This window comes from Vibrio sp. 9-16B-A1 (assembly GCF_056726165.1).
The window spans coordinates 21,753-47,156 of record NZ_JBSDZD010000014.1 but is presented as its reverse complement, the minus strand read 5'-3'; the positions used below and the strand labels follow the sequence as shown (position 1 = coordinate 47,156).

At 52.9% G+C, this 25,404-nt stretch carries 24 protein-coding genes; 19 read left to right on the top strand and 5 right to left on the bottom strand.

Annotation, left to right across the window (positions count from 1 at the left end):
- Window positions 1-9 precede the first annotated feature (9 nt).
- The 14 genes from ACVB80_RS19570 (at window position 10) to ACVB80_RS19505 (ending at window position 11,049) form a co-directional block, all read left to right on the top strand.
- On the top strand, window positions 10-786 hold the full coding sequence (locus ACVB80_RS19570; protein WP_481082965.1) for a ParA family protein: 777 nt from the start codon (window positions 10-12) through the stop codon (window positions 784-786).
- Window positions 779-1,936 carry a chemotaxis protein CheW gene (locus ACVB80_RS19565; protein WP_481082964.1) on the top strand — a complete coding sequence of 386 codons (1,158 nt, stop codon included), beginning with the start codon at window positions 779-781 and terminating at the stop codon, window positions 1,934-1,936. Before ACVB80_RS19570 ends, ACVB80_RS19565 begins: the two co-directional genes overlap by 8 nt.
- A gap of 64 nt (window positions 1,937-2,000) precedes the next feature.
- On the top strand, window positions 2,001-2,495 hold the full coding sequence (locus ACVB80_RS19560) for a chemotaxis protein CheW (RefSeq protein WP_481082963.1): 495 nt from the start codon (window positions 2,001-2,003) through the stop codon (window positions 2,493-2,495).
- Window positions 2,495-3,001 carry a DUF2802 domain-containing protein gene (locus ACVB80_RS19555; RefSeq protein ID WP_481082962.1) on the top strand — a complete coding sequence of 169 codons (507 nt, stop codon included), beginning with the start codon at window positions 2,495-2,497 and terminating at the stop codon, window positions 2,999-3,001. The genes ACVB80_RS19560 and ACVB80_RS19555 overlap by 1 nt, the downstream gene beginning before the upstream one ends.
- A gap of 217 nt (window positions 3,002-3,218) precedes the next feature.
- On the top strand, window positions 3,219-3,836 hold the full coding sequence (gene ccmA, locus ACVB80_RS19550; RefSeq protein ID WP_481082961.1) for a cytochrome c biogenesis heme-transporting ATPase CcmA: 618 nt from the start codon (window positions 3,219-3,221) through the stop codon (window positions 3,834-3,836).
- Window positions 3,837-4,505: a heme exporter protein CcmB gene (ccmB, locus tag ACVB80_RS19545; RefSeq protein ID WP_481082960.1), complete on the top strand. Its 669-nt coding sequence runs from the start codon at window positions 3,837-3,839 to the stop codon at window positions 4,503-4,505. It begins immediately after the preceding gene.
- A 60-nt stretch (window positions 4,506-4,565) separates the two neighbouring features.
- Window positions 4,566-5,312 (top strand): heme ABC transporter permease, encoded by a 747-nt coding sequence (locus ACVB80_RS19540; protein WP_481082959.1) that lies wholly within the window; start codon window positions 4,566-4,568, stop codon window positions 5,310-5,312.
- 3 nt (window positions 5,313-5,315) lie between these two features.
- Window positions 5,316-5,522, top strand: coding sequence for a heme exporter protein CcmD (gene ccmD, locus ACVB80_RS19535; protein ID WP_481082958.1), 207 nt, complete (start codon window positions 5,316-5,318; stop codon window positions 5,520-5,522).
- Window positions 5,519-6,004 (top strand): cytochrome c maturation protein CcmE, encoded by a 486-nt coding sequence (ccmE, locus tag ACVB80_RS19530; RefSeq protein ID WP_481082957.1) that lies wholly within the window; start codon window positions 5,519-5,521, stop codon window positions 6,002-6,004. Before ccmD ends, ccmE begins: the two co-directional genes overlap by 4 nt.
- Window positions 6,001-7,986: a heme lyase CcmF/NrfE family subunit gene (locus ACVB80_RS19525; RefSeq protein WP_481082956.1), complete on the top strand. Its 1,986-nt coding sequence runs from the start codon at window positions 6,001-6,003 to the stop codon at window positions 7,984-7,986. The genes ccmE and ACVB80_RS19525 overlap by 4 nt, the downstream gene beginning before the upstream one ends.
- Entirely contained in the window at window positions 7,976-8,530 is a 555-nt protein-coding gene (locus ACVB80_RS19520) for a DsbE family thiol:disulfide interchange protein (RefSeq protein WP_481082955.1), read from the top strand. Before ACVB80_RS19525 ends, ACVB80_RS19520 begins: the two co-directional genes overlap by 11 nt.
- Window positions 8,527-9,012 (top strand): cytochrome c-type biogenesis protein, encoded by a 486-nt coding sequence (locus ACVB80_RS19515; RefSeq protein WP_481082954.1) that lies wholly within the window; start codon window positions 8,527-8,529, stop codon window positions 9,010-9,012. Before ACVB80_RS19520 ends, ACVB80_RS19515 begins: the two co-directional genes overlap by 4 nt.
- Window positions 9,005-10,219: a c-type cytochrome biogenesis protein CcmI gene (gene ccmI, locus ACVB80_RS19510; protein WP_481082953.1), complete on the top strand. Its 1,215-nt coding sequence runs from the start codon at window positions 9,005-9,007 to the stop codon at window positions 10,217-10,219. Before ACVB80_RS19515 ends, ccmI begins: the two co-directional genes overlap by 8 nt.
- Window positions 10,220-10,296: 77 nt before the next feature.
- Window positions 10,297-11,049: an MlaA family lipoprotein gene (locus ACVB80_RS19505; RefSeq protein ID WP_481082952.1), complete on the top strand. Its 753-nt coding sequence runs from the start codon at window positions 10,297-10,299 to the stop codon at window positions 11,047-11,049.
- Between the two features lie 1,094 nt (window positions 11,050-12,143).
- Here ACVB80_RS19505 and ACVB80_RS19500 read toward each other — a convergent pair.
- The 3 genes from ACVB80_RS19500 to ACVB80_RS19490 all read right to left on the bottom strand — a co-directional run bounded on the left by ACVB80_RS19500 (window position 12,144) and on the right by ACVB80_RS19490 (window position 14,979).
- The gene (locus tag ACVB80_RS19500; RefSeq protein WP_481082951.1) at window positions 12,144-13,412 is read right to left on the bottom strand and encodes an outer membrane protein transport protein; all 1,269 of its coding nucleotides are present in this window, start codon (window positions 13,410-13,412) and stop codon (window positions 12,144-12,146) included.
- 264 nt (window positions 13,413-13,676) lie between these two features.
- The gene (locus ACVB80_RS19495; protein WP_481082950.1) at window positions 13,677-14,411 is read right to left on the bottom strand and encodes a DUF3379 domain-containing protein; all 735 of its coding nucleotides are present in this window, start codon (window positions 14,409-14,411) and stop codon (window positions 13,677-13,679) included.
- Window positions 14,404-14,979 carry a sigma-70 family RNA polymerase sigma factor gene (locus ACVB80_RS19490; RefSeq protein WP_481082949.1) on the bottom strand — a complete coding sequence of 192 codons (576 nt, stop codon included), beginning with the start codon at window positions 14,977-14,979 and terminating at the stop codon, window positions 14,404-14,406. The genes ACVB80_RS19495 and ACVB80_RS19490 overlap by 8 nt, the downstream gene beginning before the upstream one ends.
- Before the next feature lie 564 nt (window positions 14,980-15,543).
- Between ACVB80_RS19490 and fadI the strand changes: the two genes are divergently transcribed.
- Together fadI and fadJ are read left to right on the top strand one after the other, a co-directional pair.
- Window positions 15,544-16,851 carry an acetyl-CoA C-acyltransferase FadI gene (gene fadI / locus ACVB80_RS19485; RefSeq protein WP_481082948.1) on the top strand — a complete coding sequence of 436 codons (1,308 nt, stop codon included), beginning with the start codon at window positions 15,544-15,546 and terminating at the stop codon, window positions 16,849-16,851.
- Window positions 16,851-18,962 carry a fatty acid oxidation complex subunit alpha FadJ gene (gene fadJ, locus ACVB80_RS19480; protein WP_481082947.1) on the top strand — a complete coding sequence of 704 codons (2,112 nt, stop codon included), beginning with the start codon at window positions 16,851-16,853 and terminating at the stop codon, window positions 18,960-18,962. The genes fadI and fadJ overlap by 1 nt, the downstream gene beginning before the upstream one ends.
- A gap of 206 nt (window positions 18,963-19,168) precedes the next feature.
- Here fadJ and ACVB80_RS19475 read toward each other — a convergent pair whose 3' ends face one another.
- Window positions 19,169-21,946 carry an insulinase family protein gene (locus tag ACVB80_RS19475; RefSeq protein ID WP_481082946.1) on the bottom strand — a complete coding sequence of 926 codons (2,778 nt, stop codon included), beginning with the start codon at window positions 21,944-21,946 and terminating at the stop codon, window positions 19,169-19,171.
- 215 nt (window positions 21,947-22,161) lie between these two features.
- Here ACVB80_RS19475 and sixA point away from each other — a divergent pair, with 215 nt between their 5' ends.
- On the top strand, window positions 22,162-22,632 hold the full coding sequence (gene sixA / locus ACVB80_RS19470) for a phosphohistidine phosphatase SixA (RefSeq protein ID WP_481082945.1): 471 nt from the start codon (window positions 22,162-22,164) through the stop codon (window positions 22,630-22,632).
- 7 nt (window positions 22,633-22,639) lie between these two features.
- On the opposite strand, the gene smrB is transcribed toward sixA, so the two are convergent.
- Complete coding sequence (gene smrB, locus ACVB80_RS19465) at window positions 22,640-23,167, bottom strand: endonuclease SmrB (RefSeq protein ID WP_481082944.1); 528 nt, start codon at window positions 23,165-23,167, stop codon at window positions 22,640-22,642.
- Between the two features lie 52 nt (window positions 23,168-23,219).
- Between smrB and prmB the strand changes: the two genes are divergently transcribed.
- Both prmB and aroC read left to right on the top strand, forming a co-directional pair.
- On the top strand, window positions 23,220-24,152 hold the full coding sequence (gene prmB / locus ACVB80_RS19460) for a 50S ribosomal protein L3 N(5)-glutamine methyltransferase (RefSeq protein WP_481082943.1): 933 nt from the start codon (window positions 23,220-23,222) through the stop codon (window positions 24,150-24,152).
- A 155-nt stretch (window positions 24,153-24,307) separates the two neighbouring features.
- Window positions 24,308-25,393: a chorismate synthase gene (aroC, locus tag ACVB80_RS19455; RefSeq protein WP_481082942.1), complete on the top strand. Its 1,086-nt coding sequence runs from the start codon at window positions 24,308-24,310 to the stop codon at window positions 25,391-25,393.
- Window positions 25,394-25,404: the final 11 nt, after the last annotated feature.

The following is a 25,404-nucleotide window of genomic DNA, read 5'->3' as shown; positions in this document are numbered from 1 at the left end:
GGAGTCATTGTGATAGTTTGGAGTGTCGCTAACCAAAAGGGCGGAGTAGGTAAAACCACCACTACCGTGACCCTGGCTGGCCTGCTGAGTCAGAAAGGTCATCGTGTGCTGCTGGTTGATACTGACCCGCATGCGTCGCTGACCACTTATCTCGGCTATGACTCTGATGAGGTGCCATCGAGCCTGTTTGACCTGTTTCAGCTGCCTAAGATCGACCGCGCCGGTGTGACATCCATGATTCTGGGAACGGATATTGAGAACATCGATATCATCCCGGCTCATATGTCGCTGGCGACCCTTGACCGGGTGATGGGTAACCGCAGCGGTATGGGTCTTATTCTGCATAAGGCGCTTCGTTCGGTTGCTGATACCTATGATTATGTCCTGATTGACTGTCCGCCTATCCTTGGCGTCATGATGGTGAATGCACTGGCAGCCTCTGACCGGATCCTGATCCCGGTGCAGACCGAGTTCCTGGCAATGAAAGGCCTGGAGCGGATGATCCGTACCCTGGCTATTATGCAGAAATCACGGCCAACGGCGTTTAAGACCACCATAGTCCCGACCATGTACGATAAGCGTACCAATGCTTCGCTGCAGACCCTGACTCAGCTCAAAAAGAGCTACTCAAAGCAGGTGTGGCCATCGGCAGTGCCTATCGACACCAAGTTCCGTGATGCCAGCTTAAAACATTTACCTGCCTCTCACTTTGCTTCCGGGAGCCGGGGCGTGTTCGCTTACAAGCAGTTGCTGCTTTATCTCGAGAGGTTGGCTTTCGATGATTAAAGACGCCGTACTGTCGAGTGAACAGGCATTAGACGAATATTTTACCGCGTTGCTTGGCGAGGAGATGCTTCCGGAGCCTGAGCTGGAAGCGCAGGCTGATGAAGAAACAACGGCTGAAATTGCAGTGGCGGAACAGGCCCCTGTACAGGAAGCGGTTGCAGCCGAATCTGAAACTGCCGCTGAACCGGCGTCAGAAGCGAAGGTTTCTGCCGAAGATATGATGCCGGAAGCTGGTTTTTCTGCAGAGCCTCAGTTGCAGCCACAGACAGACTACAGCCCGTCGTACAACGAAACCGTATTTAACGAGTTTGAGGTGCCGGATCTTGAGGACGTTCAGCGCCTGCTGAGTCAGCTTGAAAACAGCAGCTTTGCCGATACGGAAGAAATCGACCAGCTTCTGGAGCAGAATACCGCAGAGATTGCAGCCGCTGTTCATGAACCTGAAGCAGAAGTAGTTACCGAAACGGTAACTGAAACCGTTGAAGTGGTGACTGAGCCTCAGGTTGAAGAAGTTGTTGAAGAAGAGGTTCAGGAGTGGGATGTTGAAGCCTTCGCTGAACCTCAGGTTGAAGAGCCGGTTGTTGAAGCCCAGTCAGAAGTGGCAGCAGCAGAACCGGTGGAAGAAACAGAGACCGAAGTTGAGCCTGAAACCCTGGCCGGAGAAGATCTGGGGCAGGAATGGCAAAATGTTGCTAGAAATGAAGCCTTCCAGGTGCTTTACTTTGATGTAAACAGTGTCACTTTCGCAGTGCCGCTTGATGAGCTCGGTGGTATACACCGTAAAGCGGATGAGCTGAATCACCTTATTGGTCGTCCGGACTGGTATCTGGGGCTTCAGACCAATAAAACTGATCAGCTGGATGTGGTAGATACTGCCCGCTGGGCAATGGCCGAGAAACTGGCTGACAATGAACACCGTGACAAGTACCAGTATGTGGTCATGCTGGGAGAAAGCAACTGGGGGCTGGCCTCTGACCAACTGAAAGGGACAGAGTGGCTGGATCCCGACAAAATTCGCTGGCGTCAGAGTCCGGGTAAACGTCCTTGGCTGGCAGGGATGGTAAAAGAGAAGATGTGCGCTCTTATCCATGTTAATGCCATGGTTAAGATGCTCAAAGCCGGACTGGATGTAAAAGCACTGGATAACTGAGTAAGGCACGTAACCTTGCTGCAAATATAAGAATTGTCGGCTACGACAGAAATGAGGATAAGATATGTCTCAAACCAATGAACTAGAAGTGAGAAAAGAGCAGGTCAACGATGAGATACTGCAGTGGGTGACCTTCCAGCTGGAAGACGAAACCTACGGTATCAACGTGATGCAGGTACGTGAAGTGCTGCGTTACACTGAGATCGCGCCGGTTCCTGGTGCGCCTGACTATGTTCTGGGTATCATCAATCTTCGTGGTAACGTCGTGACTGTTATCGACACGCGTTCACGCTTTGGCCTTATGGAAGGTGAAGTGACCGACAACACCCGTATCATTGTGATCGAATCTGAGCATCAGGTGATCGGCATTCTGGTCGACAGCGTGGCTGAAGTGGTTTACCTGCGCACCTCTGAAATCGATACTACGCCGAGCGTGGGCACCGATGAAAGCGCCAAGTTTATTCAGGGCGTGAGTAACCGCGACGGTAAGCTGCTGATCCTGGTGGATTTGAACAAGCTGCTTACTGACGAAGAGTGGGAAGAAATGGCTCACCTGTAATGCCTGAACAGTTGTTTACCTACTTGCCCCTGATTGCAGGGGTAAGTGTGTTAGTTTTTGCCCTGATCCTGCTGATTTTTGTTCGTGGCCGTCGCCAGCTGAGCAGGCGTTTTGACGCTCAAAGGCAGCAGAGCCGGGCGCTGGAAAAAGAGCTGCAGAAAACCAACAAGCAATTGATGGAAGTGCGCTCTGTGATGGTTGGTCTGGGACAGAAAGTCGCAGAGCAGCAGGATGTCATCCAGCACCTTAGCGACAGGGTAAATGAGCTGGAGCATTCCGACTCAGACAGTCGCCTCTACAGCCGGGCCAGCAAAATGGTACAATTGGGTGCAGACCTCAATGAGCTGATTGAAGAGTGCGAGCTGCCCAAAGCCGAAGCGGAACTGATGATGTCTTTGCAAAACAAAATTGCAGGCAGGCAGAAGGTCCCGCCACTAAACAGCCACCCGGACAAGGCCGCACGAAAACCCACGGCAAAAGTTAACAAAGGCCCGGGCAAGCGTTGAGAATTACCCCTGAAAAGAGACCAAAAGGTCTCTTTTTTTATGTGTGTTTACAACAGAATATGAAGTGTCTCTACCCCTTTATGATAGTTTTTTCTGAAATGTGATAAATGGTTAACAGAATTTTACCTGAATTCGCTTTTCCTTAAGCTGTACTTCTGTTTTGAGGCAGATCCACTGTGTTAAGATAAGTTTTCGTATAAGGAGACAGATACAGAAGATGTTAGAAGTTTCAGGCCTGACCGCGATACGTGATGAACGGATTCTTTTTGAAGACCTTTCATTTAGTGTCAGCAGCGGTGAACTGGTTCAGATTGAAGGACGTAACGGAACCGGCAAGACTACCCTTCTGCGTATTATCGCAGGCCTGGGTGACCGCGAGCAGGGTGAGATCTGCTGGAAGCAGGAAAACATTGCTGCCGCCCGTGACCTTTATCATCAGGACCTTCTGTTTCTTGGTCATCAGACCGGGGTTAAACGCGAGCTGACCGCCTTTGAAAACCTTCATTTTTACCAGCAGCTCCATCAGCAGCGCAGCGAGCCACAGGTTATCTGGGATGCGCTGACTCAGGTGGGACTGGCCGGACGCGAAGAGGTCCCGGTTGCCCAGCTTTCTGCCGGTCAGCAACGCCGCGTGGCACTGGCCCGCCTCTGGCTGAGCTCTCATCCCTTGTGGATCCTCGATGAACCCCTGACCGCGATTGACAAGCAGGGCGTTAAAGTTCTTGAGCAGCTTTTCTTACATCACGCAGAGCAGGGTGGGATGGTTATCCTGACGACTCACCAGGATATGTTTGCGGATAATCCGCTGCTGCGAAAAATACGACTGGGGGACTAGATGATCAATGCCATGCTGACCATTGTCCGCCGTGAACTCCTGATAGCGTTTCGTCGCCAGGCGGACATTCTTAACCCGCTGTGGTTTTTCATTATCGTGGTGACTCTGTTTCCGCTCAGTATTGGCCCTGAGCCGAACCTGTTGGCACGTATCGCGGCGGGTATTGTGTGGGTAGCGGCGCTGCTTTCTGCACTGCTGTCACTGGAGCGGCTGTTTCGCGATGACTATCAGGACGGCGCGCTTGAGCAGATGATGCTGATGCCGGTTCCCCTGCCACTGGCGGTGATAGCGAAAGTGATTGCTCACTGGTTGCTGACTGGCCTTCCCCTTATTTTGATAAGTCCATTGCTGGCTGTTTTGCTGTCGCTGGACTTTTCCACCTGGCTTGCTGTAGTGCTGACCCTGGTGATTGGTACCCCTACCCTGAGTTTCATCGGCGCAATAGGTGTTGCACTGACCGTCGGACTGCAAAAAGGTGGCGTGCTGCTGAGCCTGTTGATCCTGCCGCTGTACATTCCGGTACTGATCTTTGCTACCTCAGCCATTGATGCGGCCAGCCTGGGCATGCCATATAACGGACAACTGGCGATTTTGGGGGCGATGCTGGCTGGTGCCGCTACCCTGACCCCATTTGCGATCAGCGCGTCTCTGCGCGTAAGTGTGAACTGATTAATTACTGTATGACTTTCCCAGAAGAGGAAAGGAAGCAAGCAAGAGTGAGATAAGACGATGTGGAAATGGCTCCATCCTTTTGCCAAACCCGAGCGGGCATATCAGCTGAGTAACACCCTGTTGCCCTGGTTTTCCCTGCTGGCGCTGGGGTGTCTTGTAACCGGAACCGTGTGGGGGCTGGCGTTTGCGCCGTCCGATTATCAGCAGGGTGACAGTTTCAGGATCATCTATATTCATGTGCCTTCGGCCATCTGGTCGATGGGCGCTTATATGTCTATGGCTATTGCCGCATTCATCGGTCTGGTGTGGCAGGTACGTCTGTCTGATATGGCTGCAGCAGCTATGGCGCCGGTTGGCGCGGTGTTTACCTTTATCGCCCTTGTGACGGGCGCGGTTTGGGGTAAGCCGATGTGGGGTACCTGGTGGGTATGGGACGCACGCCTGACTTCTGAACTGATCCTTCTGTTTCTATACCTTGGTGTTATTGCTCTTTACCACGCATTTGATGACCAGAAAACTGCTGCTAAAGCGGCCGGTATCCTGGCGATTGTCGGGGTGGTGAATCTGCCAATTATCCATTTCTCTGTGGAGTGGTGGAACACCCTGCATCAGGGCGCCACCATCACCAAATTTGAGAAGCCGTCCATTGCCGCAGATATGCTCTGGCCACTGCTGCTGAATATCTTTGGTTTTGCTTTCTTCTTTGCCAGTGTCACCCTGGTACGGTTTAAAAACGAAATTATCGCCAGAGAGAGCCACCGCCCGTGGGTGGAAAAGCTCGCTAACCCACAACAGGAGAACTAAAGCATGCATTTCGATTCTTTCAGTGATCTTCTCGCTATGGGGGGCTATGCAGGCTATGTCTGGAGCGCTTTTGGTATTACCTTCGGCTCTATGCTGATGCTGGCCTGGCTGAGTAAGCGCCGTCACCGTCAGCTGTTGAATGATGTTCAGAACAAACTGGCCCGTCAGGCCCGTATTGAGGCAGCAAAAAACATGGAGAACACCCTATGAACCCAAGACGTAAAAAGAGGCTCGGACTGGTTCTCGCCCTGGTGGTGGGTATTTCTGCCACAGTGGGCCTGATGCTGTATGCCCTCAATCAGAATATGGACCTGTTCTATACCCCTACCGAGCTGGTGTACGGTAAGCCGGACGGTACCAAACCTCATGTCGGTCAGCGCCTGCGTATTGGCGGTATGGTCGTGGCCGGCTCCGTTTTCCGTGACCCTCAGTCACTGAAAGTGAGCTTTGATCTGGCTGATGTCGGTCCGAAAGTGACTATTGAGTATGAAGGTATTCTGCCGGACCTGTTCCGTGAAGGGCAGGGCATTGTGGCGCAGGGCGTTCTGAAAGACGCAACCACAATTGAAGCGTTCGAAGTGCTGGCCAAGCACGACGAAGACTATATGCCGCCGGAAGTGGCTGAAGCGATGGAAAAAGTTCATGCGCCGCTTGAGTATACAAGGGATCAGAAAGAAGGAAGCAGCCAATGATCGCTGAACTCGGTCACTTTGCCCTGATCATCTCGCTGGCGTTTGCGGTTCTGCTCAGCGTGATCCCGCTGTATGGTGCTTCGAAAAACCATACCGGGATGATGAGCTTTGCCCGGCCACTGTCGTGGGGCATGTTTGTACTGCTCAGCATCTCGTTTGCTGTGCTGCTGTACGCGTTTTATACCAACGATTTTACCCTGACTTATGTGGCGACCAACTCCAACAGTCAGCTGCCCTGGTACTATCGCCTGACCGCTGTTTGGGGTGCGCATGAAGGCTCCCTGCTTCTTTGGGTGCTGATCCAGGCAGCCTGGACAGTAGCCGTTGCGACTTTCAGCCGGGGGATGCCACAGGAGTCAGTAGCCCGTGTGCTGGCCGTTATGGGCATGATCACCGTTGGTTTCCTGCTGTTTATCATCCTGACCTCTAACCCGTTTTTGCGTACGCTGCCGTTCTTCCCGATAGACGGCCGTGACCTCAACCCGCTGCTGCAGGACCCGGGCCTGATTATTCACCCGCCGATGCTCTACATGGGCTATGTGGGTTTCTCGGTGGCGTTCTCGTTTGCGATCGCATCACTGATGACCGGCAGGCTGGATACCGCCTGGGCGCGCTGGTCCCGTCCCTGGACGACAGCGGCCTGGCTGTTTCTGACCCTGGGTATCGCACTGGGCTCCTGGTGGGCGTATTACGAGCTTGGCTGGGGCGGCTGGTGGTTCTGGGATCCGGTTGAAAATGCCTCCTTTATGCCATGGCTGGCCGGTACTGCCCTGATGCACTCACTGGCGGTAACGGAAAAACGCGGCACCTTTAAAGCCTGGACTGTACTGCTGGCGATTTCAGCGTTCTCGCTTAGCCTGTTGGGTACTTTCCTGGTGCGTTCGGGCATTCTGGTTTCGGTGCATGCGTTCGCTTCTGATCCGGCGCGCGGCATGTTTATTCTGGCGTTCCTGGTGTTTGTGATTGGTGGTTCGCTGCTGCTGTTTGCCCTTAAGGGCAGCTCGGTGCGGGTTCGCGGAAATTTCGACCTGGTATCCCGGGAAAATGTGTTGCTGGCTAACAATGTACTGTTGGTGGCGGCCTTGGTAGTGGTGCTGGTGGGTACCCTGCTGCCGCTGGTTCATAAGCAGATTGGCCTTGGCTCTGTTTCTATCGGCGCGCCGTTTTTCAATATGCTGTTTACCTGGCTGATGGTGCCGTTTGCCTTCCTGCTTGGTATTGGCCCGCTGGTCCGCTGGAAGCGCGATAATCTCTCCACCCTGATGAAACCAATGCTGGTTTGCGGTTTGCTGTCACTGGCATTGTCGGGTGTTGCTGTTGTGATGCTTGGCGCCCACTTCTCGGGTCTGGCATTCCTTGGCTGGGTGATGGCGTTGTGGATCATTCTGATGCACGGAGTGGAACTCTATCAGCGCGCTACACACCGCCACAGCTTTGGCGAGGGGGTGAAAAAGCTTCAGCCAAGCCACTGGGCGATGATGCTGGGTCATATCGGCCTTGCTGTGACCGTTATTGGTATCGCCATGGTGCAGAACTATTCAATCGAGCGTGATGTCCGCCTTGCACCGGGCGAGCACTTTCAAATCGAAGGTTACGATTTTTACTTCTCCGGCCTGCGTGACAAAGATGGCCCGAACTACGACGGCTATATCGCTGATTTTGAGATCACTGAGAACGGCCAGTACGTTAATACCCTGCACGCAGAGAAGCGTTTCTACCGCACTGCGCGCTCCATGATGACGGAAGCGGCAATTGACCGCGGTGTTACCCGGGACCTGTATATCGCCATGGGTGAGCGTCTGGAAGGAACGGATGCCTGGGCGGTACGGATTTATTACAAGCCGTTTGTACGCTGGATTTGGGCGGGCAGTTTGCTGATGTCCCTGGGTGGCCTGATTGCCATCAGTGACAAGCGCTACCGTTTTCGGAAAAAGCAGGCAAAAGCCGGCAAACCGGTAGAGGAGACAGTCAGTGAATCGTAAATTGTTATTTGTGCCGCTGGTCCTGTTTATTGGCCTGGTGGCGATTTTTGCAACCCAGCTTAACCGCAATGCAGAGGGTGATGACCCGACCAAACTTGAATCCGTGCTGGTCGGTAAGCAGGTACCTGAGTTTAAGCTGGAAGATCTGGCAGAGCCGGGGCGTCTGTACGACCAGGCAATTTTCAAAGGTGAACCCCTGCTGCTCAATGTATGGGCTACCTGGTGCCCGACCTGCTACGCAGAGCATCAGTATTTGAACGAACTGGCCTCCAAAGGGGTGAAGATCATCGGACTGAACTATAAAGATGATCGTGCCAAGGCGACTCAGTGGCTGGATCAATTAGGTAATCCATACCTGATCAGCCTGTTTGATGGCGACGGTATGCTGGGGCTGGATCTGGGCGTTTATGGCGCGCCGGAAACCTTCCTTATCGATGCAGACGGTATTATCCGTTACCGCCATGTGGGTGACGTAAATCCGAATAACTGGAAAGAGACACTGGAGCCTATGTATCAGAAGTATGTGCAGGAGGCGAAGCAATGAGATTAATCAAATGGCTGGTGCCGTTCGCCCTTGCTTTTGGCCTGACCGCTCATGCCGCAATTGAGGTACATGAGTTTGATTCAGCAGAGCAGGAGCAGTTGTTTAAAGAGCTGAACTCAACCCTGCGCTGCCCGAAATGTCAGAACAACTCGATTGGCGACTCTAATGCACCACTGGCGCAGGACCTGCGTCAGAAAGTGTACGAGATGCTGAAACAGGGCAAGTCGGAACAGGAAGTCGTGGACTACATGATCGCCCGTTACGGCAACTTTGTGACCTACAAACCGCCGGTGACGGCCGCAACCTCTGTACTGTGGCTGGGGCCACTGGCCGTAGTCGTGTTTGGCTTTGGTTTTATCATATTGCGCAGTCGCAGGAAAAAGGCTTCTGAACCGACGCCGGATGAAAGCTGGAATGAAGAGAAAGAAGCGCGCCTGAAAGCGCTGCTGGATGATGAGCAGGGAGACAAAAAACATGACTGAGTTTTGGCTTGCTACCCTGGCGCTAATCGTTATCTCGGCAGTATTCCTGCTTTGGCCACTTATTCGTCGCAAAGAGTTTGATGATGAGGCCCGTCGCGATGAGCTCAACAAAGCATTCTATAAAGACCGTCTGGCTGAACTGGAAGAAGAAACCCAGGAAGGACTGGTGGAAGATCAGCAGGAACTGATTGCGGACCTTAAGCAGACCCTGCTCGATGACATTCCTCAGCAGCAGAGCAGTGCTGTAAAAGCCGATGTTCCACGCAGCCTGGTTGTGTTTTCTCTGGTGCTGCTGGCAGCTATCTCTTATGGTGTCTATTTCCAGTTTGGCGGAGCGGAGAAAGTGGCCAACTGGCAGCAGGTGAGTGACAACTTACCGGCACTGACCAAGAAGCTGCTGAACTCTCAAAACGTCTCTTTGACTGAAGACGAGATGCAGGATCTCACCCTGGCGTTGCGTACCCGTTTACATAATGAACCCAATGATGCCACCGGCTGGCTGTTGTTGGGAAGAATCGGTCTGTCTAACCGCGATGTCACCACCGCCACCGGCGCTATGCACAAGGCCTATCAGCTGGAACCTGATGATGCCGACGTGCAGCTGGGTTATGCCCAGGCCCTGATGCTTTCATCGGATGAGTTCGATCAGAATAAAGCGCGTTCGCTGCTGGTGGGTCTGCTGCGTCAGAACCACATGGATTTGCGGGTATTCTCCCTGCTGGCGTTTGATTCGTTTGAGCGTCAGGACTACGCGGCAGCGATCCGTTACTGGGGGGCGATGCAAAAGCTGATCTCTCCGGATGACCCGCGTTACCCGATGCTGGAGCGCAGTATTGAGAATGCACGTAAGAAAATTGATCCGGGCCAGGCTCCAGGCAAAACGGTCGCGGTCTCGGTTGAGCTCGCACCAGGCGTTAAGCCAGCTCCGGATTCGGTACTGATTGTCTCGGTACACCGCGCCGATGGCAGCCCGATGCCACTGGCAGCGGCCCGTTACCCGCTGGGCTCATTCCCGCGTACCGTGGTGCTCGATGACCGGAACAGCATGATGGAAGGGCAGAATCTGTCTTCCCTGACTGAGCTGATGGTACGCGCCAGAATTGACGCCGATGGTAATGTCGCGACAAAACAAGGCGACTGGTACGGTGAAAGCAATGCGGTGAAAATGGGTGAAGCGGTTGCGCTGACCATTGATAAACGCTATTAATACCCTAGCGGTTAGTCAATTATTATAATAAACAAACAAAAACCAGCTGCGGCTGGTTTTTTTGTTGGAACGGATGCATGGCACTTAAACAAACAAAAAAAGCAGTGGCTCTATTTACGCTTGCAACTCTGGCCGGCTGCAGCAGCGTACCGGATGATGCCGAAGAGCACCCAAACGACCCGTTTGAAAGCTTCAACCGGACAATGTTCGATCTGAACTACGACTATATCGACCCATACCTGGTCCGTCCGGTCTCCGTCGCTTACGTGGAAAACGTCCCCGTACCGGTACGCACCGGTGTGGCCAATTTCCTTTCTAACCTGGATGAGCCCGCCAGCGTGGTCAACAATCTCCTGATGGGCAAGGGTGAACGCGCAGTCACTCACTTTAACCGCTTCTGGATTAACTCCACCATCGGCCTGCTGGGCCTGATTGACATCGCCTCAGCCGCTGGTATCAAGAAACACAATGAGCGCGAGTTCGGTGACATGCTTGGCTATCACGGCGTCGGCCACGGCCCGTACGTGATGGTTCCCGGTTATGGCCCCATCACTCCGCGTAAAGCCACCAGCTTTGTCGACAGCTCCTACGTGCCACTTTCCTACCTCAACTTCTGGGCAGGCCTTGGTAAATGGGCTCTGGAAGGGATGGAAACACGCTACATGCTGATCCCGCAGGAAGGCACGCTGGAAACCTCCCCGGATCCTTACGCGCTCAGTCGTGAAGTTTATCTGCAGCGCCGTGATTATACGGCCGGTCTGACGGATGAAGAGCAGATCGATGAGGAGCAGGAAGATATGCTTGATGAGTATTTGGATGAGTTTGAGTAGGGACGCCGCAGGCGGGTTGCGTGGGGCGTGATTGCGTGGGTTGAGGGGCATTCTTTGTTCTCTTGATGTCGCAGAGTGTTTTGTGAGATGACGACTTGGGTTTAATGTACTTAATCTTTTGAAATTAAAGTAAAAATTTGTCATCCCGGAAGCGCTCCACTGAACTCGTCACACACTCGCAGGCAGGCGCTATCCGGGATCTTTCTCCAGTAGTGCCGGTACAGATTTTTGTGTTTGAGATCGCGTCACGAGGTCCCGGCCCGGAGGCCGGGATGACGGTAGTTTGTTGAATTTAAAATGAAATCTGTCATCCCGGAAGCGTTCCACCGAACTTATCACACACTCGCAGGCGGGCGCTATCCGGGATCTCTCACGGGTAGAGCCTGTGCAGATTTATGCTCTGGAGGTTGCGTTGCGGGGTCCCGGCTCAGGGCCGGGATGACAGTAATTTGTTGAATCTTAAGTCGAATTTGTCATCCCGGAAGCGCTCCACTGAACTTGTCACACACTCATTGGCGGGCGCTGTCCGGGATTTCCCGCCAGTAGTGCCTGTGCATAGTTATGCTCCTGAGATCGCATCACGGGGTCCCGGCTCAGGGCCGGGATGACAGTAATTTATTGAATCTTAAGTTGAATTTGTCATCCCGGAAGCGCTCCACTGAACTTGTCACACACTCACTGGCGGGCGCTATCCGGGATCTCTCACCGGTAGTGCCGGTGCAGATTTTTGTGTCTGAGATCGTGTCACGAGATCCCGGCTCGGAGGCCGGGATGACGGTAGTTCATTGAATTTATGTAAAATTTGTCATCCCGGAAGCGCTCCACTGAACTTGTCACACACTCGCTGGTGGGCGCTATCCGGGATCCCGCAAAGCGATCCGTACCTTCAAATCAGGCACCATCCATCCAGCGGTCATCCCGAACGCGCTCCCGTTAACTGCCCATGAATGCTGCAGGTAAAGCGCGATTCGGGATCTGCTCTCAGTACATACGAAAGTCACCTCGCGTGGCGACAGCTCAGCACTGACAGCGAACCCGAAATAAAAAAAGGGCTGGCAAAAGCCAACCCTTCATCAATGCACTTGCTCAGTCTCTTAGAAAGAACGGCTGTACTGCAGACCAACCAGGATTGCATCAGCACGAGTTGTTCCTGAAATAGAGGAAACCTCAAACGGATTACCTGAGATTGGGTTCACCCCCATTGTGGTTTCACTTACGGATACATCATGTCCAAGCAGGTACGTGAAGCCAAAGTCGATGTTTGACTTCTGGTCCAGGTGGTAAGTAAAGCCACCTGAGAACCAGTTACGGCTTGAGTCTGGAACTGATACTGAAGTCAGTTCGTTTTGAGCACTGGTATCGTGCATGTAACCAGCACGCAGGGTCCAGCTTTCGTTCATGTAGTAAGTACCACCAACAGAGTAGTGCATACCGTTTTGCCACTTGTACTCTTTTAGTGTATCGGTAGTCTCGCCTTTTACTTCCAGCTTGTCGAATGCAGACCAGCCAATCCACTGCACGCTGTAGTGAACTGCAAATTTTGTGTCTGTGATTTTATGGAAGCCAGAAAATTCTGCCATATCAGGTAGTGGCATCACCAGAGTGTCATACTTTGTGTCTGATTTGGTGATATCACCCTTAGCATTGATAGTTGGGCTATAGCGGTAGGACAGACCGAAACGGTTGTTCTCATCCAGCTCGTAAACGGTACCCAGGTTGAAACCCAGAGCCCAGCCATCAGCTTCTGCTTCAAGTGCAGTTTCCCCTCCACCAACAAGTGCAGGTAGTTTTGAGCTTAGTTTGCGCTCCATTTTTCCCTGGCCATAAATGATATCCAGGCCTGCACCAAAGCTCAGTTGCTCATTAACTCGGTATGAGCCTGCCAGGCCAATGTTGGCACTTTTTACGTCTGTCAGGCCGCCGTACTCAGCTCCCACAAAAGTGTCATCAAATTCGGTTTTGGTACCAAAGTTAGAGTATGCGTTTACACCCCAGGCAAACTTCTCGTTAACAGGAACAATCAGGTGGATATTTGGTGCAACAGAGGTGCCGCCTGCGTTGTCGTAATCTGACTCACCTTCAAAGCCTGTAAAAGTTTTGTATTCAGTATCTTTCACAGAAATCTTAGTCTGAATAGCAACAAAACCCAGAGACATAGAAACATCATCAAACAGCGCCATAGCAGCCGGGTTACGCGCCATTACAGAAGCATTATCCGCAATTACCGCATCACCCGCGAACGCGCGGCCAAGGCCGGTGGCTGACTGGGCATTAAGCTGGAAACCAGCAGCGAGAGCTTGTGAAGAGGCCAGTGCCAGAGTGGCAGCGATAGCCGTTTTTTTAAACAGACGCACGTTTTTCATGTGGTTACTACCTATTTTTTTAATATGAACGCCGTAAGAAGTATGTTTTAAAGGAGACTTACGGGGTGAGTAAAAACTCAGTGGCGCTGATACTAATACCCAGGCATGAGATGAGAAATCCGACCATTGAAAAAATTGGTGATAAAATTCATGAAATGGGCGCCAATTAACAGTATATGTCGCTAAAATGCAGTAAATTAGAGTTTGTGCTCTACTTTGCCCGTTTGGGGATATGAAAAGCTCCGCACATGCGGAGCTTTTTGATTAACTGGCTGGTTTGATGATTGGCCGCAGTTTTTCGGCGATTTTAGCAACATCTTCGCCTTTTTCTCCAACCAGTATCATGCTGGCGTCGCCAAGAGGAGTGATGCTGCCTTTCAGGCCCTGTTTGTCGAACACTTTGCTGTCACTACTGGCAAGATTGGTGACAAACAGCGTGACCTTACCGGTTTCTCCTTCAAAGACCATGTGCAGTGCGTTGGAATCACCAAAACCGCAGTGGTTCAGATAGTACACGTGGTATGGGAAGTTATCAGTAAACTGATAAGCAAACGGCTTCATCTTGGTGTTGATCTGCCGGGAGCTGACCTTCTCATCGAGTGGATCGATAAACGGAGACTCATCGATCACATGCTGAACTGCAGTATCAGCCAGGGAGGCGTAGGCCGGAGTGATAATACCGGGAGACCAGTTCAGCTGACTCACCAAAATACCCGCCACAAATGCGACAGAAGCGGCGAGGGCGGTAAGTCGCCGCGCTTTGCGTCGGGTAAAGGGCACCACACTGGATTCCTGCTGCGTGCTCTGATTGAACAGAATACGGTCAGCAAGATCATCAGGCACATCGACATTCATTGCCTGTTCAATCTGGCTGTCGAGTTTGAGCACTTCGTCCAGAAAGTTACTGTTGGTTTCACTTTGTGCGGCGGCCAGTGCTGTATCCCGGTCCCTGGTCCGGGGATCCGACATAATGCGACGGCGAAACTCTAAATCATCCATTATGTACCCCCTTATCGGTTTGTGTGTTATCCAGCAACTCTTTGAGCTGGTTCCGGGCCCGGAATAGCCGGGTCATGACGGTATTGGTGTTCAGTTCAAGAATCTGGCCTATTTCATCGCCACTGAATCCGCCCACAACCTGCAAGAATAAAGGCTCGCGGTAGTCCTGGTCCAGTTTCATTATCTGATTGTGCAGCCATTCCTGCTGGTGGTGGCCATCATCGCTGACTTTGGCGTCGTTGCCGTGGTCATCGATATCGACCAGATCCAGCTGTTTGCGTTCAAATCTGCGTGCGTTTTCCCGCCGCAGTATGGTGATCAGCCATGACTTGGCTGCCTTTTCATCCTGCAGGCTGTCGAGTGCTTTCCAGGCACGCAGGCAGGTTTCCTGCACCAGATCTTCGGCAACATGTCCATCTTTACACAGCCAGTAGGCGTAACGGTAAAGATCCCGGTGATAAGCTCTTACCAGAGCTTCGTACTTTTTTTGCTTGTCCATATCCGAGTTGACCGGCCCCCCGGGACTTTTCTTTCCAAACATCCTGAATATCGACCTGGGTCGCTCCATCTGTTTTATGAATATAAGGAATGGTCCTCGTCAAACTTGGTTTAACCTCATGAGTATTAGGCTTAAATTGGGCTTGAGTGGTTAGAGGTGCGTTGTCTGACATTCCTTCCTGTTAACAAATAAACCGGCGTATCGGGCTGTATATTGATATAAAACTACAACTAAATTGATCTAGTTCAAATTTCTGTAAGGGGAAAGCGCTATAGTACCTCATGTCATCTCGTTGGTTTTTTCCAACATGTTGAGCAAGATGACACTTCCTTTTGAAGGCTGACTTTACTTTCTCCTAATCAGGAAACTGATTTTTTGAATTTGGCGATACGCTATATATCGATTCCAACCACACAGTAATGTGTGGTTTTTTTTTGTCTCTTCCATCATAGCAGTAAATACCACTCTGTTAATTATTTGTTTTACCGTGCAATTACACTCTTCTTTTTCCCGGCTATGACATATCCCCTGCGTCACTTCACGCTCTGGCACAAAAAGTGATTCAAACATGTGTTTAGGTCTGGTAACATTTTCGTTACATTACAGGTCTGACCTCTGTCAAAAGGAGATATGATGGGCATTCAGGATTTAACCACCCGCAATGGCGAGCGGATTGCGGTGGTCGCGGGGCTTCGAACCCCTTTTGCCAGGCAAAGCACTGAGTTTGGCCAGGTTCCGGCGGTTGATTTAGGTAAGATGGTGGTCAGCGAGCTGATGACCCGGGCGGACATCGACCCTGCCATTATCGATCAGGTGGTATTCGGCCAGGTGGTTCAGATGCCTGAGGCGCCGAACATTGCCCGGGAAATTGTGCTGGGCACCGGAATGAACATTCATACCGATGCCTACAGTGTCACCCGCGCCTGTGCTACCAGTTTTCAGGCGGCGGCCAATGTGGCAGAAAGCATCATGTCCGGCACCATTGATGTGGGCATTGCCGGCGGTGCGGACTCCTCCTCTGTTTTACCCATCGGCGTATCAAAGAAGCTGGCTTCTTCTTTGCTGGCTCTCAGCAAGGCCAAAAAAGCAGGGCAGAAGTTGTCCATTCTGAGCAAGCTTGGCTTTAAAGACCTGATGCCGGTTCCCCCTGCGGTGGCTGAGTATTCGACCGGGCTTTCAATGGGGCAGACGGCAGAGCAGATGGCCAAAACCCATGGTATCTCCCGCGAAGAACAGGATGCACTGGCGCACCGCTCGCATACCCTGGCCGCAAAAGCCTGGGATGAGGGCAGGATCCGTGATGAAGTGATGACGGCATTTCCTGAGCCCTATAAACAGTGGATAGACAAAGACAACAATATCCGCAGTGACTCTACCCTTGAGGGGTACGCCAAACTCCGCCCGGCGTTTGACCGCCAGTACGGCTCTGTGACGGCGGCGAACAGCACGCCACTTACCGATGGTGCAGCAGCCCTTCTGCTGATGCGCGAAGGTAAAGCCAAAGAGCTTGGTCTTGAGGTGATGGGTTATATCCGCTCTTATGCGTTTGCGGCAATTGGTGTGGAGACCGATATGCTGATGGGACCATCTCACGCGACGCCGATAGCGCTCGACCGGGCGGGTATCAGCCTTTCTGATCTGACGCTGATCGATATGCACGAGGCTTTTGCCGCTCAGGCGCTGGCGAATGTGAAGATGTTTGCCTCGGATAAGTTCGCCCGCGAAGTACTGGGGCGGGATAAAGCGATTGGTGAAATCGATATGGATAAATTTAACGTGCTGGGTGGCTCCATTGCTTATGGTCACCCGTTTGCCGCGACTGGCGCACGAATGATCACTCAGACTTTGCGTGAGCTTAAGCGGCGTGGTGGCGGACTGGCACTGAACACGGCCTGTGCGGCCGGTGGCCTTGGCGCAGCAATGGTATTGGAGGTGGAGTAATGGAAGGGAAAAGCGCTTTTCAGTTAACCATTGATGACAACAATCTGGCCTGGCTGGCTATTGACGTGCCGGGGGAGAAGATGAATACCCTCCAGGCGCAGTTCAGCGAAGAGATGCAGGCTATCCTGCTGGAGCTTGAAGCTAAACAAAACGAACTGTCCGGATTGGTTATTCATTCCCTTAAGCCGGACAACTTTGTCGCCGGTGCCGACGTACGCATGCTTGACGCCTGCACAACGGCCGAAGAAGCGCAGGGTCTGGCCACACAGGGCCAGCAGATGTTTGCCAGGCTCGAAGCGCTGCCGTTTCCTTCGGTAGCGGCGATCCACGGCCCGTGTCTGGGCGGCGGTCTTGAACTGGCGCTGGCGTGTGACTACCGGGTGTGCAGCGACTCTGATAAAACCCGCATCGGCCTTCCGGAAGTGCAGCTTGGCCTTTTGCCTGGCTCAGGGGGCACCCAGCGTTTACCAAGGCTTATCGGTCTGGTTCCGTCGCTGGATATGATCCTGACCGGCAAACAGTTGCGGGCGAAGAAAGCTAAAAATCTTGGTGTGGTGGACGCCAGCGTGCCTCACAGTATTCTGCTCGATGTCGCCAGAGAGATGGCGAAAAACAAAGGCAAAGCCAAACGTAAGCTGGCGGCCAAAGAGCGGATGCTGTCGGGAGTGAAGCTGGGGCGTAATTTTGTCCTCGACCAGGCAGCGAAGAAAACCCAGGCCAAAGCGCGGGGTAACTACCCTGCGACCACTGCAATCCTGGAAGTGATCGGTTATGGCCTTGAGCACGGTCTGGAAAAAGGTCTGGCAGAAGAAGCGCGCCAGTTTGGCAAACTGTGCATGACTCCTGAGTCCAGAGCGCTGCGTTCGATTTTCTTTGCTACCACAGAGATGAAAAAAGAGCACGGCAGTGATGCTGCGCCGCGTAAGCTCACTAAGGTGGGTGTGCTCGGTGGTGGTCTGATGGGGGCGGGGATCGGATTTGTTTCTGCGACCAAAGCCAAATTGCCGGTGCGGTTTAAAGACGTTTCAAACGACGGCGTGCTGGGCGCACTGAACTACAGCTACAAGCTGCTGAGCAAACAGAAAAAACGCCGCATTCTGACCAAATCTGGCCTGCAGCATAAAATGGCGATGCTTTCTGGTGGCACGGATTACACCGCGTTTCAGCATACCGATGTGGTGGTGGAAGCCGTGTTTGAGGATCTGGGTCTGAAGCAGGCGATGGTCAAAGATATTGAGCACTATGGTAATGCTAATACCATTTTCGCTACCAACACTTCATCACTGCCTATTCACCAGATCGCCGCTCAGGCTGAACGTCCTGAGAACGTAGTGGGTCTGCACTATTTCAGTCCGGTTGAGAAAATGCCGCTGGTGGAAGTCATTCCGCATGAGGGTACATCGGATGAAACGGTTTCAACGGTCGTTGAGCTGGCAAGAAAACAGGGCAAGACACCGATTGTTGTGGCCGATAAAGCCGGTTTCTACGTTAACCGGATTCTGGCGCCCTATATGACGGAATCTGCCCATCTGCTGCTGAGTGGTGAACCGATCGAAGGGCTGGATGAAGCGCTGCTCAACTTTGGTTTTCCGGTCGGCCCAATCACCCTGCTCGATGAAGTCGGCGTGGATATCGGCGCGAAGATCATGCCAATCCTGGTGGAAGAGCTGGGCCCGCGTTTCAGCGCGCCGCCGGTATTCGATACCCTGCTGAATGATGGCCGCAAAGGCCGTAAGAGCGGCAAAGGTTTCTACCAGTACAAAGGTAAGAAGAAAGAGGTCGATAAGAGCGTATACAAACTGCTTAAACTGACCCCTGAAGCCCGCATTCCGGAGCGTGATATGGCACTGCGCTGCGTGTTGCCAATGCTTAATGAAGCCGTCCGTTGCCTGGACGAGGGCATCATCCGCAGCCCACGTGACGGTGACATCGGCGCCATCTTCGGCATCGGCTTCCCGCCATTCCTCGGCGGCCCGTTCCGTTACATGGATCAGATCGGCCTGAAAGAGCTGGTCAGCCTGATGAACGAGTTCGCTGAGAAATATGGAGACCGTTTTGCGCCGTGTGATGGGTTGTTGACAAGGGCGGGGGAGGAGAAGAGTTTTTACTGATTTTCTAAGGGGCTCTGGGCTATAGGCCCTGGGCCCTGGGGGGCGTTTGCGGTTACTTTGTGAGACAGGGTCGTAATTATCTCTTTACCTGCCAGTTTATGAGATGCAATATCTTGCAGCGCCCAGCGCCCAGCGCCCAGCGCCCAGCGCCCAGCGCCCAGCGCCCAGCGCCCAGCGCCCAGCGCCCAGCGCCCAGCGCCCGGGCGTTAGCCCAATTCCCCGTCCTTCGGCAACAACTGAAACTCATGCACCGAGCCGATTTCCAGCCCTACATCCAGTGGCTCTGCGTCCAGGTGGGCGTTGCCTTTGGCGTGCATGATCAGGCGGTTGGAGGTGCGTGGCTTCAGAATGTTGACCACAAAGCGGATCATTTCTGAGCGGCTGAGTTTCTTCAGCTCTTCCAGAACCACTTCTTTCTGATTGAAGCTGTGGTCTTTATTACCGATCGCGACCCACAGGCGCTGGGCGCGTGTGCGCAGGTTGGTGTCCGGTGTGGCGATTTGATTCCACAGGCCTTTTTTACTGCTCTGCCACTGGTATTCGTTCAGCTCCAGCAACACCATATAGAAAGCATTCAGGAACTCATCGATAGCTGACAACAGTTCACCCGGCGCGGCGTTTGGAGACTGTACATACAGCACCATACCCGGATGGCGGTTGAGCGGCATATTGCCGGTGCCGACCATGTAACCGAGCTGCTGTTTGGTGCGGATTTCATGGAAGAAAGTTGCTGACATCAGGTGATTGGCAAGTGAGTACAGCGCGATGTTTTTCGGCTCACAGCTCTCTGACTGGTAGTAAATCACAATGGCGGAATCCGCCTGGTCAGGAAAAACTTCGTGCTGGAAGGTGCCGTGCTCCCCGATCATCACCAGCGGCCTCAGCGTCTCTTCGTAGCGCTGGTTCTGAACTTTCAGCGCATCTTTAATCGTATTGCCCAGCTCAATAGCCTGCGCTCTGTGCCAGTCACCGTAAACAAACAGTTCAACGTGCAGTTCGGCGATGATGCTTTCTACAAAGCTCGCCAGCTCATCCACCTCAATGGTTTCCAGTGCTTCCAGCAGAACCTCATGCGGTGGGTTGTTTGGCTGCAGCAGACCGGTCAGGCCGTTAAACAGCTGGGATACCGGGCGGTCTTTGGAGGCGTTTTGCCAGTTACGCAGCATCTGCTGCTTGATGGTATCAAAGCGCTGCGGGCTGAATTCGCGGGCGGCAAAGCGATCCAGGATCACTTTCAGCAGCTGAGGCTGTTTCTGGGTAAAGCCGCTCAGGGAGAGGGTAACCCCGCCCTGGTGGGCATACATGTTGTAACCCATACCGGCAATCTCGGCCTGGTAGGTCTCTTTGATCAGTGAGTCGAGGAACAGCTCGACGCACAGCCGGGTTTTGACGATATTGCGGGGAGTGGCCACCGCATGCGGGCTGTCGATGGCGATATAGATAACGCCTTTGGGTACCCGGAAATCACGCTCCTGAAGGTGCCAGAGGCGAAAGCCTTCCTGCTCTTCAATCAGCTGAGGCGTGGTGTGATCAGACTCCAGCGGCAGCGGATCCAGGTCGTAACAGATGTACGGGTTAACCGGGGGCAGTGTCATGTCTTCAGCGGGTGCCGGCGCATTCCAGCGGCGGTTTTGCTCTTCGCTGATCGGTTGGACCGAATATGGGGTGTGATACCAGCGCGCGGTTTTATCGCACTCCAGCCCCTGGGCGATAACCGTCAGGCGAAGGTTTTCCGGGCAGAAATAGCGCTGAATGTCAGCGAGCAGTGCCGGGTCAAAATGGCTCATCCGGTAATCGCCGTAGATCACATCCTCTTCCGGGTAGTGATGCAGGTTCATCACCAGATGGCTGACCAGATCCAGCGGACGAACCGATTCCTGGAAACGAAACGCCGATTCCAGAACCGCCTGTTTCTCTTTATAGCGCCACTCCTGGTATCCGCCTGCACGGATCAGCTCCATATATTCAAAGGTGGCCTGAACGATGTCATCAATGTGTTCCAGACCTTCCGGTGTGAGGTTACAGCTGACTGTAAACTCACGGTAGTTGCTGCCGCTCATGCCACCGCCTGCGCCCAGGCTGTTGATCCAGCCTTTGTTTTTCAGGTGCAGCATCAGAGAGCCCTTGCCCTCATAACCGAGCAGGTGGGCAAAATAGGAGAGCGGTTTGGAATCGTAATACTGATCCATTTCCGGCAGGGTGAAGGCCATCAGAAGTTTGCGGCTGTCTTTCACCGGCTCGACCTGAATGTATTGCCCTTTGTGCTCATCAAGAGTAAGGGGAACGGTGATTTTCTTGCCGGCCAGCTGGTTGTTTCTTACCGGAGAGAACAGGCTCTGTACCCAGCCCTCCATCTCATCGAGCGGATGGTTACCGGCGATAGCCAGGGTCATTAAATCTGCGGAGTAATGGCTTTCATAGAAGTCGATCATCTCATCGCGGAGTGATATCCCGTCCCGGTCGCCGAGGGTCTCCAGGTTACCGACCGAAAATTTGGCAAACGGGTGCGCCGGATTAATCACCTCTTTTTGTACCTGATACAGACGGCGCATGTCGTCTTTGAGCTTGAGTTTGTACTCAGACTCAACCGCCTCGCGCTCTTTTTCCAGCGCTTCGGTATTAAACAGCGGGGAAACAAAAAACTGGCTGAAGCGTTTCAGGCCCCGCTCAAACGCAGCGGGAGAGACATCGAAGAAAAAGCAGGTGTGTTCGGTGCCTGTCCAGGCGTTGTTGTTACCGCCGTGCTGGCTGATAAATGACTGGAACTCACCGACTTTAGGGTACTTTTCAGTGCCGAGAAAAAGCATGTGCTCAAGAAAGTGTGCCAGCCCTTCCCGCGGTTGCGGATCATCGAAGTGGCCGACGTTGACCGCCAGTGCAGCGGCGGATTTCTGCGCATTCGGGTCCTGGACCAGCAGAACTTTCAGCCCGTTGTCGAGTTGCAAATAGCGGTATTTGTTCTTATCGTTCGGGCTGACATGCACAGGCTTATCTCCATAAAAGCTATTGATTTAATTATGACTGGCTAAAGGCGTGCTGCAAAGCGGAGATCACAAAAAAATTAATGCTTTGTTACCAAAGTCGAAGTCTGATGACATCAAGTTGATATACTCGGCTTGTTGAGTGCGGTTACACTAGGCGGTTATCTGCCCTGAGGGCTTCCCGTCCACAGCTGTAATTTTAGATAACGGGTACAACAATGAAAATTTTTATTATGCGCCATGGTGAAGCGGAAACGTTCGCTGCCAGTGATTCAGAAAGAAACCTGACCAAAAGGGGTGTCAGCCAGTCGCGTCTGGTTGCCAGAGCCTGTTGTGAGCAGGGCTTTTCTGAGTTCGATTTGGTGCTGGTCAGCCCTTATGTGCGCGCTCAGCAGACCTGGCAGGAGATCAGCGGGAGTTTTAACGTGGATCCGGCCCGGGTTGAAGAGTGCGGGGACATTACCCCATACGGCGATTCTGAAGAAGTGTATCACTATGTGAAAGCACTGGCTGAAGTACGAGGGCTTGAGAGTGTATTGCTGGTTTCGCACCTGCCGCTGGTGGGCTACCTGACCGCTGAGTTTGTCACCGGTATGGCACCACCTATGTTCCCGACATCGGGACTGGCGTGTGTGGAGTTTGATGTGGAGAAAGAGCAGGGCGAACTGCTCTGGCATATTCACCCTTAAGCAACGGTTATTTTTCCGGAATACTGAGCAGCACCAGCAGAGCGCCATCACCACCAAATTCCAGCGGAGCCTGGTGGTAGGCCATCACATCCGGATGCTGCGCCAGCCACAGCGGAACCTTTTGTTTAAGGATATGTTTGCCGATCCCGTGCATCACACAGGCACAGTGAACACTCTCCTTCACGCAGTGGGCGATCATCGCGCCCAGTTCGCGTTTGGCTTCCTGCTGGGTCATGCCATGCATATCCAGATACACATCCGGCACGTACACGCCCCGTCTCAGACGTTTCACTTCGTATTTGGAGACATCTGAGCGTGCGTAGCGGGTCGGCCCTTCATCATCCAGGTGAGGTTCAAACTCGTCTGAGAAGTAGAATTCGTTGTCACTCGCTTCGCGGTTAGAACGCAGGATTTCTTTTTGTTTGGTGTTTCTGTTTAGCTGCCGGACTATGGTATCCTGTTGCAACTTTTTTACGCCTTTGACGGCATCCCTGAATAGGGAGAGTTCATCTTGTTCGGTGTCTTTCTTGTTCATGGGATTAAAAAACAAATTGGAATAGCCGTATTGTAGCTATTCGGAGGCAAAATTGGATAAGATTTTCGTAGAAGAAGCGGTGTCAGAGCTTCACACCCTTCAGGATATGATCCGCTGGACGGTCAGCCGCTTTAATGCAGCCGGTCTTTTTTTCGGTCACGGTACAGACAACGCATGGGATGAAGCGGTTCAGCTGATCCTGCCAACTCTTTATCTGCAAATTGACGTACCGCCGCATGTACTCAATTCACGCCTGACCAGCAGTGAGCGTCTGCGCATCGTTGAGCGCGTAGTTCGTCGTATCAACGAGCGGACTCCAACCGCCTACCTGACTAACAAAGCCTGGTTCTGTGGCCTTGAGTTCTTTGTTGATGAGCGTGTACTGGTGCCCCGTTCGCCAATCGGTGAACTGATCCAGGCTGAGTTCCAGCCATGGCTGACTGAAGAGCCAACCCGTATCATGGATATGTGTACCGGCAGCGGCTGTATCGCGATTGCCTGTGCGCACGCATTCCCGGAAGCGGAAGTCGATGCGATTGATATTTCAGCTGACGCGCTGGAAGTAGCCGAGCAAAACATTCAGGACCACGGTATGGAGCAGCAGGTGTTCCCAATCCGCTCTGATCTGTTCCGCGACCTGCCAAAAGACAAGTACAACCTGATCGTGACTAACCCGCCATACGTGGACGAGGAAGACATGAACAGCCTGCCGGAAGAGTTCACTCACGAACCTGAGCTGGGCCTGGCAGCCGGTACCGATGGTCTGAAACTGGTGCGCCGCATTCTGGCTAACGCGCCGGATTACCTGACCGACAAGGGTATCCTGGTGTGTGAAGTGGGTAACTCAATGATCCACATGATGGAACAGTACCCGGAGATCCCGTTCACCTGGATCGAGTTTGAAAACGGTGGCCACGGCGTATTTATGCTGACCCGTGATCAACTGGTCGAGTGCGCTGAAGAGTTTAAACTGTACAAAGACTGATACAGCTTTTGAGTGATGATTTAAACGCCGGCTTTTGAAGCCGGCGTTTTTTTATGGTACGGGGTTTACATCGTACCGGGTTAACGACAATATGAAAGGCACCAACAATGAGCATTCCGCCGGGATTATCAGGGCCCGGCGCTACAGAGGAAGTAATGGCAGGAAACAGCATAGGACAACATTTTCGCGTCACCACATTTGGTGAGAGTCATGGTATTGCACTGGGGTGTGTGGTGGATGGCTGCCCTCCGGGATTAGAGCTTACCGAAGCCGATCTTCAGGGCGATCTGGACCGCCGCCGCCCGGGCACTTCCCGTTATACCACCCAGCGCCGCGAACCGGATGAAGTGAAAATCCTTTCCGGCGTATTTGAAGGCAAAACCACTGGTACCTCTATCGGCCTTCTTATTGAAAACACCGACCAGCGTTCAAAAGATTACTCAGAGATCAAAGACAAGTTCCGTCCTGGTCATGCTGACTATACCTACCATCAGAAATACGGCATTCGTGATTATCGTGGCGGCGGCCGCTCTTCGGCACGGGAAACCGCTATGCGTGTAGCCGCAGGTGCGATTGCCAAGAAATATCTTAAAGACCAGTTTGGTGTGGAAGTGCGCGCTTATCTTTCTCAGATGGGTGATGTGACCATCGATAAAGTGGACTGGGATGAAATCGAAAATAATGCCTTTTTCTGTCCGGATGTCGACAAAGTTGAGCAATTTGACCAATTGATCCGCGATCTTAAGAAAGAGGGTGACTCTATCGGTGCGCGCCTGACTGTGGTGGCTTCAAAAGTACCGGTCGGTCTCGGTGAGCCGGTGTTTGACCGTCTGGACGCCGATATTGCCCATGCACTGATGAGCATCAACGCAGTGAAAGGTGTCGAAATTGGTGACGGTTTTGATGTGGTAAACCAGAAGGGCAGCCAGCACCGTGACCCGCTGACGCCGGACGGTTTTACCAGCAACCACGCTGGTGGCATTCTCGGTGGCATCTCTACCGGCCAGGATATCGTCGCCCATATCGCGCTTAAGCCGACTTCAAGCATTACCGTACCGGGTGACACCATCACCAGACAGGGTGAGCCGACTCAGCTTATTACCAAAGGCCGTCATGACCCGTGTGTGGGTATCCGCGCAGTGCCTATCGCAGAAGCTATGCTGGCGATTGTATTGCTTGACCATCTGCTGCGTCATCGCGGCCAGAATCAGGGTGTGACGACGGAAACGCCGGTGATTTAGTTTGAACCTCC

Bases quoted from the DNA above. Each gene is read 5' to 3' on its own strand.
- ACVB80_RS19565 (WP_481082964.1), top strand. From the start codon at position 779: ATGATTAAAGACGCCGTACTGTCGAGTGAACAGGCATTAGACGAATAT.
- ACVB80_RS19560 (WP_481082963.1), top strand. From the start codon at position 2,001: ATGTCTCAAACCAATGAACTAGAAGTGAGAAAAGAGCAGGTCAACGAT.
- ACVB80_RS19555 (WP_481082962.1), top strand. From the start codon at position 2,495: ATGCCTGAACAGTTGTTTACCTACTTGCCCCTGATTGCAGGGGTAAGT.
- ccmA (WP_481082961.1), top strand. From the start codon at position 3,219: ATGTTAGAAGTTTCAGGCCTGACCGCGATACGTGATGAACGGATTCTT.
- ccmB (WP_481082960.1), top strand. From the start codon at position 3,837: ATGATCAATGCCATGCTGACCATTGTCCGCCGTGAACTCCTGATAGCG.
- ACVB80_RS19540 (WP_481082959.1), top strand. From the start codon at position 4,566: ATGTGGAAATGGCTCCATCCTTTTGCCAAACCCGAGCGGGCATATCAG.
- ccmD (WP_481082958.1), top strand. From the start codon at position 5,316: ATGCATTTCGATTCTTTCAGTGATCTTCTCGCTATGGGGGGCTATGCA.
- ccmE (WP_481082957.1), top strand. From the start codon at position 5,519: ATGAACCCAAGACGTAAAAAGAGGCTCGGACTGGTTCTCGCCCTGGTG.
- ACVB80_RS19525 (WP_481082956.1), top strand. From the start codon at position 6,001: ATGATCGCTGAACTCGGTCACTTTGCCCTGATCATCTCGCTGGCGTTT.
- ACVB80_RS19515 (WP_481082954.1), top strand. From the start codon at position 8,527: ATGAGATTAATCAAATGGCTGGTGCCGTTCGCCCTTGCTTTTGGCCTG.
- ccmI (WP_481082953.1), top strand. From the start codon at position 9,005: ATGACTGAGTTTTGGCTTGCTACCCTGGCGCTAATCGTTATCTCGGCA.
- ACVB80_RS19505 (WP_481082952.1), top strand. From the start codon at position 10,297: ATGGCACTTAAACAAACAAAAAAAGCAGTGGCTCTATTTACGCTTGCA.
- ACVB80_RS19500 (WP_481082951.1), bottom strand. From the start codon at position 13,412: ATGAAAAACGTGCGTCTGTTTAAAAAAACGGCTATCGCTGCCACTCTG.
- ACVB80_RS19495 (WP_481082950.1), bottom strand. From the start codon at position 14,411: ATGGATGATTTAGAGTTTCGCCGTCGCATTATGTCGGATCCCCGGACC.
- ACVB80_RS19490 (WP_481082949.1), bottom strand. From the start codon at position 14,979: ATGGAGCGACCCAGGTCGATATTCAGGATGTTTGGAAAGAAAAGTCCC.
- fadI (WP_481082948.1), top strand. From the start codon at position 15,544: ATGGGCATTCAGGATTTAACCACCCGCAATGGCGAGCGGATTGCGGTG.
- fadJ (WP_481082947.1), top strand. From the start codon at position 16,851: ATGGAAGGGAAAAGCGCTTTTCAGTTAACCATTGATGACAACAATCTG.
- sixA (WP_481082945.1), top strand. From the start codon at position 22,162: ATGAAAATTTTTATTATGCGCCATGGTGAAGCGGAAACGTTCGCTGCC.
- smrB (WP_481082944.1), bottom strand. From the start codon at position 23,167: ATGAACAAGAAAGACACCGAACAAGATGAACTCTCCCTATTCAGGGAT.
- aroC (WP_481082942.1), top strand. From the start codon at position 24,308: ATGGCAGGAAACAGCATAGGACAACATTTTCGCGTCACCACATTTGGT.